The following is a 19,650-nucleotide window of genomic DNA, read 5'->3' on the forward strand; positions in this document are numbered from 1 at the left end:
ACTATACCTCTACAGTAAATCTTTGTCTATTCTTATTAATTGATACTGTTTTGTCTCTACTGACTAATTTTAAAGATTCTGATTCAAGTGTTCTATCGACAATATGTGCTAAGAGTTCCTCGAATTTTGCTATGGCTTCAATGTTTTGCCTATTAGGCCTAAATCCATTAGATATGTAAACAGCTTGAACTAAAGTTTTTAAATCTAAGTTGAAGGTATAAACAGGTTCATTATTAATAATTAATGGGATGGGAATAATATCGTTAGATATCAATTGATGCCGCTCTATCCATTCGATATCAGCTTGAATATTAATTTTATTACAAACTGAATATTCATTCAGTTTACGACTTACAATATAACCATCAACCTGAACAGGAAGCTGCCTATTAGCATATTCAAGTAACGACTTAAGGATTAAGTCCTCTATTATATTTAAGCAATCATCTTCATCTCTTACCGACAATTCTACCGCTTCATATACACTAACTAGTCTTAAGTAATGTTTTAAAGCAATTTGTAAGTATGAATCTTTATAGAAGTCGGGTAATGTTGACTTCAGATTGTGTCCGTTTAGAAGGTAAGCACCACGAACCAATCCCTGAGGAGACAAACTACAGCCAGTAACTGTATTTAGCTGACTAATGTCATAGGCCATATTTTCAGATAAAGTATTGGTTGCATATTCGAGGTAAAAGCAGTCTAACTCAGCGCTTCTATAGTTAATAGGATCTACCCTTCTAAAGCACTGACTAAATTCATTATCCAGGTCAGAAAAAACGTTCCCAATAATCCCGTCTTCATGTTCTTTAGTGACAATTTGAAAAATGAAGTCTACAAAAATCCTGGGGATTAAAAACTGCTCCTCCAGCAATCTGGCTAAACAAAACAGCTCAATTAATTTATTTTGAAAATGCAGCGATGACAACACTTCAAAATTTCTTGCCACTTTTGAATCTGTTTTTTCTTCTAAAAGGTAATATTCGTAAAATGGATTTTCTATCGAAGGTTCAGTTAATTTTTTTAAAAAATCAGATATGAAACTAGAAGTTACAGTCTGTTCTGAAAAACTCAATCTCGGGTAGCATTCAAAATCATAAAAACTTACATTCTTATGCCTATAGCCCTTCATATGTCTGTTTGTAAAATAAGCTTCAAATGAAGATTTAATATCATCATGACGCTCAGCCCCTTGTTTGATGAATTTTTGCAGCATCCCGACATTAATGCCTATAGCTAAAGACTTACTATTCTCCTTGAATTCATCAAAGCGCTCGTCTAAACAATCAATTGCTGATCTATGCTGCTGACTACTATGAGTTGCATCTAAATGAAAATCTATGAAACCACTGAATTTTTTATATAACTTAGTGAGAATCTCTGATTTTCCATCACCAGAGCTTCCACATAAGCAAATAATATTACCACCCAAAGATTGCTCAACAGCATCATCTAATGCTTTTTCAAAGTCGTATTGAATTTGCGGGGGAATATAAAGGTAATCTTTGAGAGACTGCAAGTCATCTACTATTTGTTCAGTTTTCAATGTTGATACTGAATATTTTGAAGATTTAGATAGTACACCTAAGGCCTCTTTGAGTCTCAATTTCAGTTCCTTTTTCTTATCTATCATAATCACATCCCATACAACAATGCTATTACATATTTCTTCACTTGGGAACCTTATACTCACAAAATATTTATGAGATTCAAGGTCTTCTTCACACTCTGAAGGTCAACACGATGCATCATCTCGGCGGAGTTGTTCAAAACATTGCTTGGATAGTAACGACCCCTAGCTATTGCTCGGTTTAGCCCCCCCCTCGCAAGGTATGCTCAAATTCAGCATCGAGTCCATTGCTTTAACTCCAGATAGGGCTTTGCTGTCTTGGGCCTTGCACTTCTCAGACTTACTTTTGGGATAGTCAATTGCTTTTATCGATAAATTGCCTTATCTATCAGCGTCCTCTGACCGTAATCATGTTGCTTTTTCATTCCGATTAACGTATCAGCTAAAGAGCATCTATAGTTTAAGTCGTGACAGTAATTTTTAACTGGTCCTCCAGCACACTGCGATATCGAAATCCTTTCAGATATATAAAACCCCTGTGCATATCAAGATTTAGCAACCTTGGAGACGCTATGCACAAAGTAATTACCCTACCCAGTAATAGCTGGCCACAAACCTCATCGCAAATCTTAGAAACCGCAGCTGGTATCGTCGCCGAGCGCTTTGTGCGCGGCGGTGCCTTTTGCAACCGCAAGCAACCATGGATTTTCTGCGCTTTAAGCTCCACCAGCATCAACGTGAAGTGTTTGCGGTGATGATGCTCGACAGTCAGCACCGACTGATTGAATTCAACGAGATGTTCTTTGGCACGATTGACAGTGCAAGTGTTTCTCCGCGAGAAGTGGTTAAGGCTGTACTGCTATGTAATGCTGCGGCGGTCATTTTCGCCCACAACCATCCTTCAGGCTGCGCCGATAGACGGATCACCGAGCGCCTTATTGCGGCACTGGCCACCATCGATGTACCTGTTTTGGACCACATCGTTGTCGCCGATACCTGTGTGTCATTCGCCGAGCGTGGCTGGCTCTCTAATCAATAACTGCATAAATGGCTCCCCGAGTGGGAGCCCTTTATGCGTGGGGGTTTATCATGATTGAATTTACCGATAGTTTTCTCAGGCAGCAGTTGCGGAGGCCTGCTCGGCCTGCCTAGCCTTGCTTGAGCGTATCTGCTTGGAATTAACCCCGCAGGTATTTGTCCGCCCAAGGAGTGAATACGGAATATTCATTCCCAAAGTGGGGTTTTCGATAATGAGACTTTTGCATGGCATGAAGATAAAATGGATCGAAGTTTATGAATATTTTCGGTTAAAAATTGCATGAATTTGTTCTTAAAGAATGGCATAGCGCATCTTATTCGTTGCAAATAAATTGAACAATGCTTGTAATGCTTCTTCCGACTCTGGGTTATCAAATCCACGCAGCCATCTAACTTCAAAGCCCATATAGTTCGCCCAAGCAACCCCTTTCTTCATCTCTGCGTACTGGTTATTCTTAGCGCAAGCCTCTATATACTGGTTTACAAGCTTATATTGATTGGAACCAGCCCGATATTTTGCATGCATAAAGGCGTCTTTATAATACTGATAAGCTTTTATATTATTTTCTTGACGATAATAGTAATTGGCATAACACCAATTACTTAGCCAAGCCAAACTAGGCCACAACCCTATTTTTTTAATTTCAAAAGAAAACTCATCAGCTAGTTTTAAATCGGTTATAGAGTTCTTGAGCTTCATTCCCATGCTAAACATTTGTGTAAATTCGGTGGGAATTATGAGCTTGGCATTTATTCTTTGCTGATCTAACGTCATATACGCATTTATGGGACCAAAAATACTCAAATAAATTCGGTATTTAGCCCTATCGTTGATATTGTCCAATTCTCTTTGCGCCGCAAAGTACTCAAAATAGCGGCAACTTTCCCCAGTTATGACAGCATAACGCTGCCACCAAAAGGTGACAAACTCATAAAGGAAGTAATCTTGGGCAAAAGGTAACTCGCGTTTTTTAAAATCTAACGTCGCAAACTCCTCACAAGACGCTTGCCATACCAGAGAGTTATGCCGACTGACTCGTTGTGAAAATTTTCTTAGATAGTTAGTCGTTTCACATACCATCTCAGGTCCATAGCACTTATTTAACGCTTGAAAAAAGTATGTTGAAACTCGTGCCATAAAAAGCATCAAATTAAAACTGCAAATTTGCTTATCTGTCAGTTCTAGCGGTTTTTTTCGAGGCAAAGAGAGAGAATGTTCCAAGTTAACATAAAGGGACTCTATACTTGGTAGTTGGCTTCCGCCACACCAGCGTTGTGCATTTTCTAGGTTTTGCCTTTCTCTATAGTCACCATCAACCCCTTTAGGATTATGAAATTGTGACTGGGATGTATTTGTTACTGTGTAGAAATGCTCCCAAACAAGAGCTAACGGCCAACGTACTTTCTCTGAGGTAGATATTTTAGGTAAAAGCCACTGCAAAACCATTGGAATTGGCAATTTCAAACTAGGCACGTTATAAACTAAGAAATTTTTCGCAAATGAGATAACAATTCTACTGAGAAAACTTGTTGCGATATTATACTTTGTTGTATCAATTTTTGTTAGATAAGTTCCCTCTGTGCGTAAGCAATCTTTATAAACCATCAGAATCTCATCTATAGCAGCCATAAATACATTAACTAATCTCTCTTCAATTAACACCGCTTTTAATAACGCTTGTAACTGAAGCATTAGCTCATCTAGCTTGCCATCAATTTTCGAATTTTCATCCGCTAATCTTTTTAATTGCATCTGCAGCGATTTCTTTTCCGCTCCAGACAAAAGGGAACTCTTCCCTTTAGTCGGCAATAATCCTGTACTATTAAAAATTACGCGAACAAGTTCTCCAATTGAGGGATAGCAAAAATCTTTATCATCCATAATCGCATACTGCCCCCGTAGCCAGGGGCAAACTCCTTAATTATTTTTTAGACGGTACCGGAATAGCATTTCCACGATTTGCGCCAGATATACCACCAGTTTTTGATGGCCAGTTACCACCAGGACCTGGATGACTTGAAACTGGGCGAGATGAACCTGATGAACCTTTAGATGCCATGATACATTCCTCTGTAAAGTGATTAAACAATATACACAAGCTGCATTGAAAGAGCTTGCTTGATACACAATGTAAAAACTTCTGGAGTAGATTTATGCAGGCATTTTGGCAACAGAGTTATTATATTGAAAAATAATAAATTATTATTCATCACACTGCGAAATGTAAATCTCGATCCTGAATACGTTCCAATATCCATTCTTGCACCTCACTCTCAACCCATGCTGCCCCTCCTATAATACCGGCTTAGGAAAGGCTCCTTCTGCGATGTATTTGTAGGTTGTGGAACGGGCTAAGCCAGTGAATAAGCTTTATGTTTAGTGCCATGCTGAACTCTTGGTAATGGTTTCTTTCCATTACCTATGCCAGTAATTTTTAACTTTTCCAAATATTTTCAGATATATATCACTCCTGTGCATAAGCCCATTAATGCTTTCAAGGAGCCTGATATGTCAACAAAAGCGATACCCACAAAAGCTGAACCTAACAACTCGATAGACCAGCCGATCAACCAGTGGCAGCAGACTGCCGAAGCGATCCTAGCCTCTGCCGCCAATATCATTGCCGAACGCTATGTGAAGAAGGACGCCTATACCAACCCTCAAGCCACTAAGGATTATTTAACTTACAAACTGGGCGGTTATGAGCGGGAGGTGTTTGCAGTGATGCTGCTAGATAACCAGCATCAATTACTGGAGTTTAAAGAGCTGTTCTTTGGCACTTTAGATGCCGCCAGTGTTTATCCACGGGAAGTGGTTAAGGCTGTGTTGGCCGTCAATGCAGCAGCGGTGATCTTTGCCCACAACCATCCCTCCGGCGAATCTGAACCTTCAACTGCAGATAAGAACATCACCAAACGGTTAACCGATGCATTAGCACTTATCGATGTGCGCGTGCTTGACCATATCGTGGTGGGCCGCTTGCCAGTGTCCTTTGCTGAGCGCGGCTTACTTTAGCCAGCGTTTAAACCTGCCACACCAAATCAAGGAGTCCATCATGATTGAATTTACCGATAGCTTTTCTCAGGCCTGTGTCGCCGAAGCCTGCGCCGCTTTTCCTGAACTGCGTAACCGCTTAACAGTTGAGCTGATTTTGCCGATGTTTGTGCGGCCGCTCAATGCCATGGGCCAAGTGATTGGCAAGCCAGTCGTTGCACCACACCGCGAGCTACATAAAACCGTATTATTTGTTTTTCACCGTGATGTGGTTGAGCACTTGCCCAAGGAGATCAGCTTTTGCCGCTATGTTTGCCCCTGTGACAGTTATGGTGTGCCAACAGGTGAATGGCAGCGTGTGATCAACGGTGTGTACTTCAACCATGGCAGCAACGAGCAACCGAATTGGAGCGTACACACCTAAAGACCGTTACATGTCATCACCCACTCCACTAATCGGCTGTATTAACCGCTCTAACTAGCACTGGTATTTATCACTACTCTCGCTAGTCAGCTAACGAGCACCCTACTCCCTAAAGTTCTTTTCAACCATTGAGGTCACTATGACAACTCTTAAACTTTTCGATATTGAGCACGCCTGGGGCTTACCCCGTAAAGTGTCTCCCCGCTTTGGTGCAAGGCTGATTTTACGTGGTCTGCACTTGGATTATCTCAATGACCGTGCAAGCTTTGTCGGTGAATTTCCACCAGCAATTAAACAACAATTTATCGAGGCCTTTCCCGCCATGGTTAAACAGCTTGAACGGCTGGTGGCCACCGGCGAGATTGATGCCACTGAGCAGCACTGCGTCACCATTGAGCACGTTGGCTTTACCTGTGAGGCTGACACCTTAGGCAGCCACGGCTATTTGTATATTGCGATTTATCAAACCGAAACTAAACCAAAGCTAAGCCACTGACCACCAGCAACCTCGCCCTCACTCGATAACCCGTTCATTATCGTAAGCCAGTACTAATCCCGTTAAACATAACCACCAAACTTTAATCTCCCAGCTCAAAAGCCTTAGCAAGTAGCCCTTAGCGACTCACATTAAACCACTTAGCCAACACTCGTTCTATTAACCAAACCGCATAGACAGCAAAAGCCAAGGCGTGACTGCGCCTTGGCTTTTGCGTATGCCCGTTTTTAAATAAGGAATATTCCATGACATTAACTATCAAGCGTAATCAACTGCCAGCGATGCCTGATCGTTTTTACCAAGTGATTGAAAAGGAACTGACTGACGTCACACCAAAAGACGCCAACGCCATCACCCTTAATTTTCGCGATCCAGACTACAGCGCCGAAGCGGGTGGCTTTCATCCCGTCGAAGTGCGGCTTGAGAAACAGCAAGATCACTGGCGTTTCGTTTACGTCACCGACTTTGCTTTTCGTGGCCATCCCTTCCCTGAACTGGTTAAAGACATCGATATCTGCTTTAACAGCAAGCAGGTCTATAGCCTGTTTAGTGGCTGGATTACTGAGCGGGAATCACAGGGGCTGATTAAGTTGTTTAGCGATAACTTTGTCAGTTACTACCAGATGGAAGCCTATCAAGTGCAGGTGAGCTTAGATTAACTCGCCTCGCCCTCATTTTGTGCGAACATCCTAACCATATCTACCGGTTTCAGTTCTACCCTAATCAAAGAGCTAAGCCCATCACACCCGCGCCCTTGTAACCTAAATCATTACGACAAGCCCCTGTCGTTAACAACAACCAACCTCGCCCGCAACGCCCGTCGTTAGCGGGCTTTTTGTTTTGGAGTCCATCATGAACATCTACCGCGAAACCATCCTGCCACTGCCAGAGCCTTTTTATGAGTTGTTAGAACGGCAACTGGCCGCACTCAATAACCCGAGTCTCAACATCGTCACCCTAAACTACCGCGATCCCGACTACAGTGCTGAGAGAGGTGGTTATCACCCAGTGGAGATCAACCTCTACCGTCAGGGGGATTGCTGGTATCTCAATTACTTTACCGACTTTGCTTACTGCGGCGGGCCCTTCCCTGAGCTTGAGAAAGAAATGGAAGTGCGGTTTCAGGAGAAGCAGGTCTACAACAGCTTCTTTGGCCGTTGCTACCTCGAGCATGCCGACAGCCTGGTACGGCTGCTGCTGGAGAACTTTTGCAACTACGTCGAGATGGAGGTGTACCAGGTTCAGGTCAGCACCGACTGAACTTGGTGCCCACAAAGGTATTTTGGGAACCAAGCAACGCAGGCCCGATGCGGGTTTGCGATGTGCTGGTGCCCACATTTATCACATAGCCAATTGAGGGAACCAAGCATGAACGAAGTCGAAGCGGTCAAGAACCGCGACACCATCAAGCTTATCAGTTACCTGCTCGAACGTCACTTTGGTGAGCAGATGGCCGATGTCTGGAATATCGGTCTTAACCTGGCCCTTAGGATCTCTGACTTACTGGCCATCAAGTTCAGCGATATCGACGGCGACCGCTTAAATATCATTGAGCAGAAGACCGGTAAACGGGCCAGCATCAAGCTCAATCCGAAGACGCTGGCGTTGATTGAGGCGATTCACCAGCGCCACCCTGAGCATATCTACCTGTTCCAATCCCACCGCTCGAGCCAAGCCAAAGACCGGCAGGCCCCCGCGAAACCACTGACACGGCGCGCGGTAGCCAAAGCGTTTGCCTTTGTCGGTGACGATATCAAGTTAGCCCTGGGCACCCACTCGATGCGTAAAACCCGCGGCTATCACCTGTATCAAGCCTGCAAAGACATTGGCCGGGTGATGCGCATGCTGCGGCATCAATCGGAAGCGGTCACCCTGCGCTACATCGGCATTACTCAGCAGCAAATCGATAAGGACTTTGTCGAGCTGGAAATCTGAGTCAATCAGCACGTCCATTTCGTCCTATTCAACCCATTAGCAGATGCGACCTAGGGGTATCTGCGTTGTTTTTCTTGGAGTACATACCATGTATACATTTCATCCCGGTGATCATCTGGTCACCAATATTGATCCGCTTGGCTTAACCGAACACCACGGCCTTTATGTGGGCCATGGAAATATTATTCACTTATCTAAACAGGGCATCATCGAAGAAATCGACCTGCAGCAATTTGCTGGTGGCCAAAGTATCAGAGTGAAAAAGTCCACGCTGTTTCCCCATCAGGCCATTGAGCTAGCGCGCTGTCAGTTGGGTCGCACTCCATACGACGTTGCTACCAATAATTGCGAGCACTTCGTCAATGAATGCTTAGCGGGAACCAGCACCTCCAATCAAGTGAGTAATCTTACCCACATTGCGCTGCAAGGCTCTGCCAGAGCAGGCTTACTGGGGAGCACTGCGTCAATGCTGGCCTCGAGGACTGTCGCAAACGTCGTGTTAGCCTCTACCGCCATCAAAATGACCGGTGAATACCTAGGGCTACCCGATAACGTCAACACGCTACTAGGCACTCCTGGAGATCTTGTGGCTAAACCTGCCGAATGCCTAGTAAAAGGCACCACGCAAACTCTAGGTGAAACTTATACTTGCTTAAGCCAAGGAGAGATTACAGATGCGGGGATCAAACTCGTCACCGGCAGTGTAGAAACTGGCTTAAACATCGTGTTGACGACAGCAGAAGTGGGCATCAATGGCGTAAAAGCTGGTGCTGGGCTGATAGCCGATACATGGCATTGGCTTAAGTCTTAATACTTCAGCTACGGTATTGAGTGCTAAGTCCCCCATTAGCCAACCCCTCTAAACGAAGCGGCATCACTTGCCGCTATCGTTTTTATCCCTCTTGCGATTACGTTGAAGATTAGCGTGATGACGGCGTAACAGGTTTGCCCAGTTAAGTAATACAAACTATCTTCTATCATCCTTGAGCTTATGGCGTTGCTCATGCAGGCAAGTAAACGTGTAATCATTATTTTTTTGTACTACGTTATGCTAAGGTATTACCTAGTAGTACTAAGCATTACCTTTGGAGTAACAGATGAGCACAATCAAACCCGTGTCGGTTAAATTAGATGCCGATATTAAAGCCAGAGTCGAGCATTTAGCCGAAACTCGCAAACGTTCATCACACTGGATGATGCGTGAAGCGATCCGTGAATACGTTGAGAGAGAAGAGAAACGCGAAGCGTTGCAGCAAGAAGCGTTACGCGCATGGGAAGAACACCAGACATCAGGCTTGCATGTCACCGGTGACGAAGTGGTGAGTTGGCTGGAGTCCTGGGGAAGTGAAAATGAAAAGGCTGCCCCTTCATGCCACAAATAATCTTCACCGCCACTGCATTACGTGATTTAGAACGCTTACGTGAGTTTCTTCGCACTAAAAATCCCCCTGCCGCACAACGGGCTGCCAGCGCCATAATCAATACCATTAGAAAACTGGAAAGCTATCCAGACATTGGTCGGCCTATCGATGACAATGACTTTAGCTTTAGGGAACTACTGATCGACTTTGGTGACACTGGCTATCTGGCAATGTACCAGTATGATGGCGGCGAACGATTGACCGTATTGTGTATCCGCCACCAAAAAGAAGCCGGATATTGATAGAGATGCATCAGCAAAGAGGTCTTCGCATGGATGAGCGATTATGAATATACTGCTACTCTCAATAAACACAAAAGCAAGGGATTTGAGCCCCTTGCCCTTTACTTTCCTATTTGTACTAGCAGCAATCGTACAAAGTAAGTTAATCATCAACTTGTAGCCTACCCAATAATCGACTACAGCCATAATGACGACGTCCATCACCATAGGTCTTACTGTCAACTTTGGCAAAGTAACTTAACCGCAGAAACAACGCACGTAAAGTATGGTTCAGGTGAATCCGACCACGCTCTAATAGATAGCAAGGCGCTTTGGGAAAGTGAACTAAGCCTTGTGCTGCAACAACATCCAACGCTAGCGCACTCGCCCAAGCTTTAACGATTCGGTTATACAAATTAGGTCTACCAAGTTCAAATACACCTAAACTTCTATAAGCATTGCCATTAAAAAACAAACAAAGATGGTAGTGTGATCGGTTAAGTTCCCCAGTTTCCTGCACCCAGATATACAGTACTTCACTTTGATGCACAAATCCTTCAGTATTTTTACACTTTGCATTATAATTTGCGTTAATTTTCGCTTTTAGAGATTCAATAAACCGCGTAACATAACGGTTATTATCGGTGTCAAAATAGTCAGGAAATCTCAAGTCAACTCTCACAGCGAAAACCTTTGCATACCTATTTAATGCGTGATAGATAACGTTAAAGTTATTGTGCAAATACTCCCCATAGACTCCATTTTTAAATTGAAGAATTGGCAGTCCACTAAACTCTTTGGCATTTAATACGGTTAAGTTTCTATTGTTATACTGAGACACACCATACCAACCTTAAAGTTATAAAAATAACAACCCTAGATTATCAATATAATATTAACAACCTAGGAGTCGCAGCAATTGAAAACAAACGAGCCCCTCACAGAACAAACAGTCTGAAATAAAATATGCTCGTCAAGAAGCAGATGTCAAAACTATACAATATAAAAACCAACTCTGATTTTATATGCAGAAAACAATCAAGCTACACAGGACCATTTTGATTGATATTAAACAGGTTCATATCACGTTCAAAGATAATTCTGTCATAAGGAGCTCCAGGATACAAATCAATAACAACCGTGGTATTATAATCAAAAACATCAATAAGTCTATTCGATAAAAGTTCGTTCAACGCATCATTTAAATTCTTGCTTTTCCTTAACATAGGAGGGCCAAGTTGTAAGACCTTATTCTTTTTAATATACCGATACCCTCGATCACGATATGAATTTAACCATAGAGCTAGCTTTTGCCCCAAAATGACCTCCATAGGTGGTGGGCAAAAATTATTTAAAAAGTGAAAAGAGTAATAGCTCACCAAGTCAATTGCTGTTCTTAATGACTCAACTGATATTTTAGAGTCAAAATTATGTCCAAAATAGTGAATATTTGCTGCAGTTCTAGCAATAATTTCTGCTAGTTTTGAAGCATGATCTCTGGCATTCTCGTAAATTCCCCCAGGAGCCATTTTAAATTCAATATCGTTAGATATATTTAACCATAAATCTTTCGCTTCATCTGAAAATATTACTATTTTACGTTCCATTTATTTACCCTCTAGTAATTCTTCTATTCTTTGATTGAATTGATTGATAAATTCTTTCTCATACCTGATCCCATTGGTTTTCCGACCACCGCTAAGAGGCATTGGGAAGCACACTAAAAAGCGAGAAAGATAACCATTGCCTCTTACAACATCCTGTGATTTATCCATAAATCGTTTCAATGCTTGAGGCTGGATCATGATATGTGTAGTTAACCTAACACCTGAAAGCGTATAAGAATCTGTTGTTTTTCTTGCAACAGTGACATCATCTCCACTCCAAATGGCATTAAGCACAGGTGTGTTTGACATTAAGGCACTATTCATTAGCACACCGCCCTCACTTGACCCAAGATACGCATGTGGTGAGTCATTCTTGAGTCCAAACGTAAGCGCCGCTATCGTACTATCCTCATACATAATTCTGAAAGCCTTTGGCCGTTGTGGTTGTTTTGCTTCATGCTCGATCAACTCTTGTAAAGGATCATTTATTTCATTTACTTCACTTACTTCATTTTCTGTGTTCCTAGATTCCTGCATTTCTGAGCAATCTTTTTTTAAGCGACTTGGATTTAGCATCATGTACCTCTCTCAAAATCTCATACTTAATTAACTGTTCTTTACAAGATAATTCACGCTTTTTTTGGTAATTTTTAATCCCTGCCATTAATAAATTTTCAACCGTAGATTTTCGCTCACCTGAATCAGCACAAGTTAATAAGTTAAGCGAGATTGGACAAATCTTCCCTGTTGGTAGTTCAACATCTATATGCACCTGTAAGGCGGTAGAAATAGCAGCAAGTGCTGTACTGGCAATTAAGGGATATGCTGCTTTAGTAATTAAATGAGTTTCAAGTATCGTATTACCTAACAGAGTACCTTCTCCTATTCGAGGAAAAACTCCATTAGATACTGGAAATGTAATATATATATTTTTATTATACCGCCGCGGAGGTAAGTTTTTATTTTCAAAACGTTCAGACATATCAGTTTTCCTTTGATAATAAGTAATGGGATTAGTGAACAAAAAATCTTTAATCCATTACTGAACTCTTATTGATTTAAGCCATGCTTCAACCTCACCGAAATACCAGCCTACCGCTCTGGCACCAAGTGTCACCTTTTTAGGGAAAGTCGGATCGTATCGCGGAGAACGCGGGTTTTGTTTGTCATAGATAGTAGAGCGTGATAATCCAGTTAACTGAATAACGTTAACAAGTCTAATAATTGAATAGCTAGGCTGATTGTCATTCATAGTTGCCCTCATCGGTTGTTGAGTTGGTTGATTTCAGGCAACTTTATACGAAAAACAAGGATAAAATAGGAGGGTAAAGGAAGGTCGACTCACCAAGCAATAAGTAACACACTGAAAATATTAGATTTACGACCTCTCCAAATCATTTATTTTACTTTTAGATAACGAACCAATAACTCTCCATACTTGCAGTTTTCGTGACGAAATCCGCATGTACCCAAAAACTCGACCACTTCAGAACTAACTTTATTATCACAATCACTTTTAAAAAATTTGCTAATTCTAAGTGCTTCAACTAAAAATGGAAACTGGCAATTAGGGTATTTATCATTAGATGCAACTGACGCATGAGAACCTTTTATACCACCAGGTTCTGCATTAATAAAAAATGCGGCTGACTCTGCCATAGTCTGTTTATAACCAAGCTTATTTTGCAGTATTATTGCCAATTTATTTGAGTTTATCCACTTGTTGTTTAGAGCTTCAAACAGTAAAAAACCAATCACAGCCAATTGATCAAGCTTGGAACGACCACGTAATTCAGTGGGAATATAATAAGGACTATCATCAGGGATAGAATCTAGATCATTGTGTATAAATTTGAGAATATCTGCCTCATAGACAGCTAATGAATCGAAGGTGACATCAAATCCAACTATTTGATTTAATGTACTATTATCTTCAGCCCAATGTTCAACAGTTTTATGGGTAAATACAATTTCGCTACAAGAGACTGAAATCAAGGCTGAAGGACTCAGCATTGAATAATCTTCAATCGAATTCATATTAGGCTTTAGGTTAATTTCTGGAGCTAAAATCAACTCACCACTCGTGTCAAAAGTCATTATCACGCTTAACAAGTTGATTATTAGTCTTTTTTGTGCAATAAGCACTGGAAGATCTACTGCTTCAAGACAACCGTAGCAGACCCTATTTATTTGCTTTACCTCATTGATTAAATTACTTTTATTTTTAATCTGTTGTGTCATATCCCTGCAATGAGTTACTTTATTTGCATTAGATAGGATTTCCTTCATTAAGTCCTTTAAATGATACTCATCCTGTCCACGTTTGATAACCCACGCATTCTTATTATCAGGCACCCTGAAAAATATCGGCCTATCCTTATCCATCAAAAATTTTATGACAGAGGCGGTACTTTTATTCAAATTGACTGACGATAGCTGAACCACTCTTTCCATAGACTTATATCCTTAACTGTTTGCTATTTCTGCTACTAATAGCAGAAATAGCAAACAAGGTCCCTGTGTGTCAACCTAAGCCTGAGCCAATTGATTTTGAGATAACATATAAATCAGGGTACTCAGGATAACGAAAATACCAAAATCAGCCACCGCAGCCGATCCCAAGGTTGAGCCAATACTCAAGCTGGAAAAGTGGGGACTAGAGTAAACATGAAGAAATCACTGAATGCAGTAAGGCTAACTTGTTGAATGGATGTTTTGACTAGGCAAAGAGTTAACAATGCTAAACTTGATGGCAACACAGACGAGAGCTTAAATTCAAAAGTGTAATAAACACAAACACCCCAGTCTTAGGTTTTAAGCAAACAAGTTCACTTTAGTGATTTTCATTTTTAACTTATATAAAAGCCAAGAGGGCCCCATTTAGCCCTTCTTAAGCGATAACCATTCCAACCCCTGCTCTGCAAAGGCAAATAATCTATCGCTATAACCTTGAGAGATCACACTGCGGATGATCTCAGGGTCAATATTCAAATGATCATGTACCAGTGCATTACGCAGGCATATCACTTTACGCCAGTCATTTAACTCATCGGCTGGTTGTGCACCTCGTTGACACAGGATCTCAAATGCTTGGTAAGCATCCTGCGGACTATATCCAGCCAGTGCTTTAGCCCAATGTTTTGCAATGCAAATGCAAGCTTCAATAGAGACCTGTAGTATTCGCTCTGCTGCTCGATATTCGAGATTAGATAAGGAACGCTGGCTAAGTAATTGACGTAACTCTCCAAACTCGGCTTGGTACTGGCTAAGGCTTAAACTCAATGACGTGATATAGGCATTATCCAAAATAATAAAGTGGCTTGGGGCTGAATAATCGAGTTCCATTTGCGACATAATGCGAGACTTTTCTTGCATTCTTCGACCTTCATCTCGACTAAAGATAAGTTTGTTGGCATTAATGATTCCGAAAGCCAGAGGGATAGGTGCTAGATTGATATCGACAACGGAAAGCTTCCCTTCGGCTAGCCCCAATGCCCTTTGCCAATCCATAGCGAGCAGTTCGGCTCTAATACGAGTATCAAGCACACTGTCCGCCTTTACCGGGTCGAATGCGACGGCTAAATCCCAATCGCTATGCTCGCTAGCATTTCCTTTCGCCTGCGAACCATAAAGCCATAATACCGCCACCTCAGAATGGCTTGCAGCTAAAGCGTTTAGTTGGTGCAAATGCTGGTTCTGGTCAATAGTCATTGGCTTGGCTTTAGGTTAGTCATGAAGTAAGAGTAACAACCCTGAGTCGGACTTAACAGGTTAGATTCGTTTGTCACGTCCCCTAACCTTTTGACTCAGGGAGATAATCTCTATTCGGACTTACAGGTCATGCCCCTAATTTTCTTGAAGTAGCTGTTACTGACAAAGAGCCAACTGCTGCAGTGGCAATATGGTTGCTCCACCACTCCATTAACTTGGTCCGTCGCTCTAGGTAGGTCGTGCGATTATAGGCACTGCGGATTTGGTTTTTATCAACATGGGCTAACGCTGCCTCAATAACATCACCATCAAAGCCTTTCTCGTTTAAGGTAGTACTCGCCAGTGAGCGTAAACCATGCCCCGTTGTTCTTCCCTTTAATCCCATTCGCCCTAATGCTTTGTTGATGGTTTCAGGATCTGTGTGCTTTTTAGGATCTTTAGATGATGGAAAGACAAATTGGCTCTGTTCACTAATCGGCTTAACAGTTTCGAGTATCGCGAGAGCATGCTCTGTAAGCGGGATAATATGCTCACGATTCATTTTCATGCGTGATTCAGGAATAGTCCAAAGCTTGGCATCAAAATCGATTTCTTCCCAACGGGCTCCGGCCGCTTCATTTGGCCTGGTCATTGTGTGCAATTGCCATTCAATCAAACACCGGGTCGTTAATAATAAATTGGCGTTTGCAATGGTCTGCAACAACTCAGCTAGCTCTGCTGGTTTTAATGCCTTCAGATGCTCCACTTTGCTTTTTCTAAAAACTTCTCGAATACCTGACAACGGATTGGCATGAATGTAACCAGAGTTAACCGAATAGTTCATGATTTCATTCAGTAACTGAGCGGTACGTTTAACCGTTTCAAGATGCCCCTTCTGTTCAAGGGGCTTGAGCGCGGCAATGGCTATAGGAGCCGTGAGTCTGCTAATAGCAATACTCCCCAGCTTAGGGAAGGCATACAGCTCAAGCTTGCGCCAATTACCTTCAATGGTTTTAGCCTTAATACTTCCCTGCTTTGAGTCCATCCACATTTGTGCAATATGCTTGAGAGTTTGAGCGTTCTCTGTTGCCGCTTTTAATTTGTTTTCAACTTTAAGTAATTGGGGGTCGATGCCTTCGGCCAAATGTTTTCGCGCTTCTAGTGCTTTATCTCTCGCCTCAGCTAAGGATACGTCAGGGTATGAGCCTAAACCAAAATAGGTGGGTTTGCTGGTGGAGGGGCGTATGTATCGAAATTCCCATGTTTTCCCTGCTGTGCGCACATAGAGATAGAGATTGCCACCATCTGACAATCTATAGGGCTTTGCTTCCGCTTTAGCATTGAGCACCGCTTTTGCAGTCAGCTTATTTGTACTTCTTCCCATACCGTTCTCCTCCCTCAAATTAAGCCCCAAAGTAATGCTTGATTTTGGCATTATTTCGCACTCTAAAATCAAGCATTACTTATCACTGAATAAATTCAGATAAATCAGGATATTGCCAAGTTAAATCTGGGCTATAAAATCGAGAAAATCAAGTAAAAAAACGACATAAAAAATGGGTATTTTTTGAAGTGAAAAGTAATGCATAAATTTGCCAAATTTCCTTGGCATTACTTTTGGCATTACTAAAGATTTCGGATGCTGTAGGATGGTATTAAACAATATAGGATGGTAAGCTATTGATTTTTATAAAATACAGATAAGAAAAAAGACGCCCTAGGACGTCTTCAAACTTGAATTTGGCGGTGAGAGAGGGAGTCGAACCCTCGATACGTTACCGTATACACACTTTCCAGGCGTGCTCCTTCGGCCACTCGGACACCTCACCATATGTCGATTTATGTTAGCGTGGTTAATCTTTCACGTTCAAGAATCGCTAGCGATTTTATATAGCCTTGCCGAGAGGCTTTCATCGTTAACGGAGCGGTACTGTACGCAAAAGCCTAAAGGGGGTCAAGTAAAAAAGACTCAGTTTCAGGCGGTTGCGCAATTGCTAAACAAACCGCCGTCATTTCCTGAATCTTTTCACCGTTTTATGCCGTTAATTGACGGTAAATTTGTGTACTTCTTTTGACATTAAATTCGCGTCAAACGTCAGGGCTTTGGTCAGTTCCCTTAGCTCATCGGAGATCCTTTGAGTATTGAGGTAAATCTCGCTGATCTTCAATGCATTACGGTTTACGTCTTCGGATACGGCCGATTGCTCGTGGGTTGCGGTGGCAATTTGCTCGTTCATGCGATCAATAATGTCGACTTGCTCCACAATCCGTTTCAGCTCTACGCCCGCTTGCTCGGCTTCATGAACACTGTTATTCGCCTGTGCCAAGCCTCTGTCCATGGCTTTTACCGCAATGCTCGCCCCTGCCTTCAATCTATCTGTCATGTTTTTAATATCAGAGGTCGAGGTTTGTGATCGCTGTGCCAAACTGCGCACTTCATCGGCAACAACGGCAAAGCCGCGGCCCATTTCCCCTGCTCGCGCGGCTTCAATCGCTGCGTTGAGTGCGAGTAGATTGGTTTGCTCTGCAATACTGCTGATCACCTCAAGCACAACCACTATGCCATGAATTTCACGGTCTAAGTCGTTGATGGCTTTAGAAGCCCCACTGATATCATCGGCTAAGGCTTTGATCGCTTTGCTGGTTCGGCCGACTTCGAGGTTACCTTCTTTAGCCTCTATATTGGCGGCGGAGGACGCTTCTGATGCCTGCACGGCATTGCTGGCAATCTCGGCCACTGTCGCACTCATTTCAGTCATCGCCGAAGCCACTTGCTCTGCCTCGCTGTGCCCCGCCATCACATCTTGCTCCATGGCGTGGGTACAAACATCCATTTGCGCCACGGCTTGTTGCAGTTTCGCGCCACTGGAACGCACATGCAGGATCACCTTTTCAAAATCACTCATCATGTCGTTAAATGCGATGGCAAGTTCACCAAACTCGTCCGAGCTTGTTTGAGCTAAACGCACGCTTAAATCGTAATGTTTGCGGGCTTGCGTGATGGTCGAATACAAGTGATGCACGCTATCGTGCAAGTAGCGGATCACAGATAAACTCAATATCAACACAATCGCTAACACTGAGATTAAGGTCGCGAGCACTAAGAACATTTTCTCATTTGCTAAGGATAATCTTTCATGGGTGGTATTGAGTAAATCTGCCGAGACTTGCTGTTCAAATCCACGTAATAACTCAATCCGAGCGGTTGATTTACTGAACCAATCTTCGGGACTTTGTTGTTGGATTTTTTGATTGTCTTGTTCAAATGCAAGCTGGCGTAACAACTCAACATCGTGCATTGCCGCAGAACTTTGCAAACGGTTAAATGCCGCTAACAAATCTGAGTCTGCTAGCGCTAAGAACCGCTCTTGATAGGTATTTTGCTCCGACACTAAGGTAATAAATTTAGCGTAAATATTAGGCTTAAATCCGGCTTGGCCGAAGGTTGAACTTAACACCGCCCTTTCTATCCCCGCCCTCTCCTTTAATTGCAAAAAAGCACTAAAGGCAGCAGCTTTGATGGCGATTTCTTGGTTGGCGCCCGTTTTTGCGGTTTCATCGACTATCGCCAGTAACAATTTGTTTAATTCAGTGTAATAGGCGACTTCGTCGGCGACGCTGATACTTAAACTGTCCACCTGTGAGCGAATTGAATTTAATCGCCCTAACTGTGAATTAAGTTCCTTAAATTTAGGAGCAAATATCGTTGGCAACTGATTTTGAGTGATAAATTGCTGATAGAGACTAAGCTGCGTATCCGTTAACTGTCTTTGGCTTGGTATTTTACTGGCGAAGGCTTTTCCTGCTGAGCCGATAAATCCTGCACTCATTCCGCGCTCTTTTTGTAACTCGTGTACTAAGTTACTGTTTGTTACAGCCAACTCACTCAGTTGCACCACTAAGGTTAAATCTTGCTTATATTCATATTTTTCAATGAGGTATAGTGTACCGCAGAGGAAACAGGCTAATAAGGGAGGTAAGACAACCATTAATAATTTTTGTTTTAGACTGAGATTACCAATCCATTGCCATTTCATAGAAATATCCTTTTAAACTTAGTGTTAGACCAAATAACCAAACACTAGGTATAGCATATGATTAACCATATAACGACTAAGGCTTATGGGAAAACTCAGGTTAATCCTCTGATAAACGAGGATTAACCGCATGTCTCATCAATAGCGTTAGATTTGGCTTTTCAGATAAGGTGAACCGCGGGATAAACATCAAACGAGTCACTGATAAAAACAAAA

At 42.3% G+C, this 19,650-nt stretch carries 20 protein-coding genes, 1 tRNA gene and 3 pseudogenes; 10 read left to right on the forward strand and 14 right to left on the reverse strand.

Going from position 1 to position 19,650, the window contains the following annotated elements:
- Position 1 precedes the first annotated feature (1 nt).
- Positions 2 to 1,633 (reverse strand): DNA phosphorothioation-dependent restriction protein DptF, encoded by a 1,632-nt coding sequence (gene dptF / locus AC5YB3_RS01730; protein WP_393940509.1) that lies wholly within the window; start codon positions 1,631 to 1,633, stop codon positions 2 to 4.
- Positions 1,634 to 2,142: 509 nt separating this feature from the next.
- Between dptF and AC5YB3_RS01735 the strand changes: the two are divergent.
- Positions 2,143 to 2,609, forward strand: a pseudogene (locus AC5YB3_RS01735) (JAB domain-containing protein).
- 291 nt (positions 2,610 to 2,900) lie between these two features.
- Here AC5YB3_RS01735 and AC5YB3_RS01740 read toward each other — a convergent pair.
- The 3 genes and pseudogenes from AC5YB3_RS01740 to AC5YB3_RS01750 all read right to left on the reverse strand — a co-directional run.
- Positions 2,901 to 4,490: a hypothetical protein gene (locus AC5YB3_RS01740; RefSeq protein ID WP_494526437.1), complete on the reverse strand. Its 1,590-nt coding sequence runs from the start codon at positions 4,488 to 4,490 to the stop codon at positions 2,901 to 2,903.
- Positions 4,491 to 4,530: 40 nt separating this feature from the next.
- Positions 4,531 to 4,668, reverse strand: a complete 138-nt coding sequence (locus tag AC5YB3_RS01745) for a hypothetical protein (RefSeq protein ID WP_393940515.1) — start codon at positions 4,666 to 4,668, stop codon at positions 4,531 to 4,533.
- 150 nt (positions 4,669 to 4,818) lie between these two features.
- Positions 4,819 to 4,970 (reverse strand): annotated as a pseudogene (locus AC5YB3_RS01750) (helix-turn-helix transcriptional regulator); the annotation flags it as partial.
- A 147-nt stretch (positions 4,971 to 5,117) separates the two neighbouring features.
- Between AC5YB3_RS01750 and radC the strand changes: the two are divergent.
- From radC to AC5YB3_RS01795, 9 genes are all read left to right on the forward strand, one after another.
- The gene (gene radC, locus AC5YB3_RS01755; protein ID WP_393940518.1) at positions 5,118 to 5,624 is read left to right on the forward strand and encodes a RadC family protein; all 507 of its coding nucleotides are present in this window, start codon (positions 5,118 to 5,120) and stop codon (positions 5,622 to 5,624) included.
- A 40-nt stretch (positions 5,625 to 5,664) separates the two neighbouring features.
- Positions 5,665 to 6,027 carry a hypothetical protein gene (locus tag AC5YB3_RS01760; RefSeq protein ID WP_028760119.1) on the forward strand — a complete coding sequence of 121 codons (363 nt, stop codon included), beginning with the start codon at positions 5,665 to 5,667 and terminating at the stop codon, positions 6,025 to 6,027.
- Between the two features lie 139 nt (positions 6,028 to 6,166).
- Entirely contained in the window at positions 6,167 to 6,523 is a 357-nt protein-coding gene (locus AC5YB3_RS01765; RefSeq protein WP_126492067.1) for a type IV toxin-antitoxin system YeeU family antitoxin, read from the forward strand.
- A 245-nt stretch (positions 6,524 to 6,768) separates the two neighbouring features.
- Positions 6,769 to 7,182: a DUF2787 domain-containing protein gene (locus tag AC5YB3_RS01770; RefSeq protein ID WP_393940521.1), complete on the forward strand. Its 414-nt coding sequence runs from the start codon at positions 6,769 to 6,771 to the stop codon at positions 7,180 to 7,182.
- Positions 7,183 to 7,375: 193 nt separating this feature from the next.
- A complete protein-coding gene (locus AC5YB3_RS01775) occupies positions 7,376 to 7,783 on the forward strand; it encodes a DUF2787 domain-containing protein (RefSeq protein WP_317519669.1) in 408 nt (135 codons plus the stop codon).
- 108 nt (positions 7,784 to 7,891) lie between these two features.
- On the forward strand, positions 7,892 to 8,458 hold the full coding sequence (locus tag AC5YB3_RS01780) for a site-specific integrase (RefSeq protein WP_249559032.1): 567 nt from the start codon (positions 7,892 to 7,894) through the stop codon (positions 8,456 to 8,458).
- Between the two features lie 88 nt (positions 8,459 to 8,546).
- The gene (locus AC5YB3_RS01785; protein ID WP_393940525.1) at positions 8,547 to 9,269 is read left to right on the forward strand and encodes a lecithin retinol acyltransferase family protein; all 723 of its coding nucleotides are present in this window, start codon (positions 8,547 to 8,549) and stop codon (positions 9,267 to 9,269) included.
- Between the two features lie 286 nt (positions 9,270 to 9,555).
- Positions 9,556 to 9,840 carry a CopG family ribbon-helix-helix protein gene (locus AC5YB3_RS01790; protein WP_115014944.1) on the forward strand — a complete coding sequence of 95 codons (285 nt, stop codon included), beginning with the start codon at positions 9,556 to 9,558 and terminating at the stop codon, positions 9,838 to 9,840.
- On the forward strand, positions 9,828 to 10,121 hold the full coding sequence (locus AC5YB3_RS01795) for a type II toxin-antitoxin system RelE/ParE family toxin (RefSeq protein WP_076500099.1): 294 nt from the start codon (positions 9,828 to 9,830) through the stop codon (positions 10,119 to 10,121). Before AC5YB3_RS01790 ends, AC5YB3_RS01795 begins: the two co-directional genes overlap by 13 nt.
- Before the next feature lie 142 nt (positions 10,122 to 10,263).
- On the opposite strand, the gene AC5YB3_RS01800 is transcribed toward AC5YB3_RS01795, so the two are convergent.
- The 10 genes and pseudogenes from AC5YB3_RS01800 to AC5YB3_RS01845 form a co-directional block, all read right to left on the reverse strand.
- On the reverse strand, positions 10,264 to 10,941 hold the full coding sequence (locus AC5YB3_RS01800; RefSeq protein ID WP_203431823.1) for an inovirus Gp2 family protein: 678 nt from the start codon (positions 10,939 to 10,941) through the stop codon (positions 10,264 to 10,266).
- Positions 10,942 to 11,143: 202 nt separating this feature from the next.
- A complete protein-coding gene (locus AC5YB3_RS01805) occupies positions 11,144 to 11,431 on the reverse strand; it encodes a hypothetical protein (protein ID WP_494527212.1) in 288 nt (95 codons plus the stop codon).
- A gap of 33 nt (positions 11,432 to 11,464) precedes the next feature.
- Positions 11,465 to 12,286, reverse strand: a pseudogene (locus AC5YB3_RS01810) (DUF3987 domain-containing protein); the annotation flags it as partial.
- Positions 12,231 to 12,689 carry a DUF3987 domain-containing protein gene (locus tag AC5YB3_RS01815; RefSeq protein ID WP_115014957.1) on the reverse strand — a complete coding sequence of 153 codons (459 nt, stop codon included), beginning with the start codon at positions 12,687 to 12,689 and terminating at the stop codon, positions 12,231 to 12,233. The gene AC5YB3_RS01815 and the pseudogene AC5YB3_RS01810, both read right to left, overlap by 56 nt.
- A gap of 57 nt (positions 12,690 to 12,746) precedes the next feature.
- Positions 12,747 to 12,971 carry an AlpA family phage regulatory protein gene (locus tag AC5YB3_RS01820; protein ID WP_330147027.1) on the reverse strand — a complete coding sequence of 75 codons (225 nt, stop codon included), beginning with the start codon at positions 12,969 to 12,971 and terminating at the stop codon, positions 12,747 to 12,749.
- 134 nt (positions 12,972 to 13,105) lie between these two features.
- On the reverse strand, positions 13,106 to 14,161 hold the full coding sequence (locus AC5YB3_RS01825; RefSeq protein ID WP_393940530.1) for a hypothetical protein: 1,056 nt from the start codon (positions 14,159 to 14,161) through the stop codon (positions 13,106 to 13,108).
- Between the two features lie 426 nt (positions 14,162 to 14,587).
- On the reverse strand, positions 14,588 to 15,418 hold the full coding sequence (hepT, locus tag AC5YB3_RS01830) for a type VII toxin-antitoxin system HepT family RNase toxin (RefSeq protein WP_393940533.1): 831 nt from the start codon (positions 15,416 to 15,418) through the stop codon (positions 14,588 to 14,590).
- A 127-nt stretch (positions 15,419 to 15,545) separates the two neighbouring features.
- Positions 15,546 to 16,781: a tyrosine-type recombinase/integrase gene (locus tag AC5YB3_RS01835; protein WP_393940585.1), complete on the reverse strand. Its 1,236-nt coding sequence runs from the start codon at positions 16,779 to 16,781 to the stop codon at positions 15,546 to 15,548.
- Between the two features lie 357 nt (positions 16,782 to 17,138).
- Positions 17,139 to 17,226: transfer RNA gene (locus AC5YB3_RS01840), tRNA-Ser, on the reverse strand.
- Positions 17,227 to 17,439: 213 nt separating this feature from the next.
- A complete protein-coding gene (locus tag AC5YB3_RS01845; RefSeq protein WP_432393956.1) occupies positions 17,440 to 19,434 on the reverse strand; it encodes a methyl-accepting chemotaxis protein in 1,995 nt (664 codons plus the stop codon).
- Positions 19,435 to 19,650: the final 216 nt, after the last annotated feature.

The sequence above is a fragment of the Shewanella sp. 1311 genome (genome assembly GCF_059338235.1).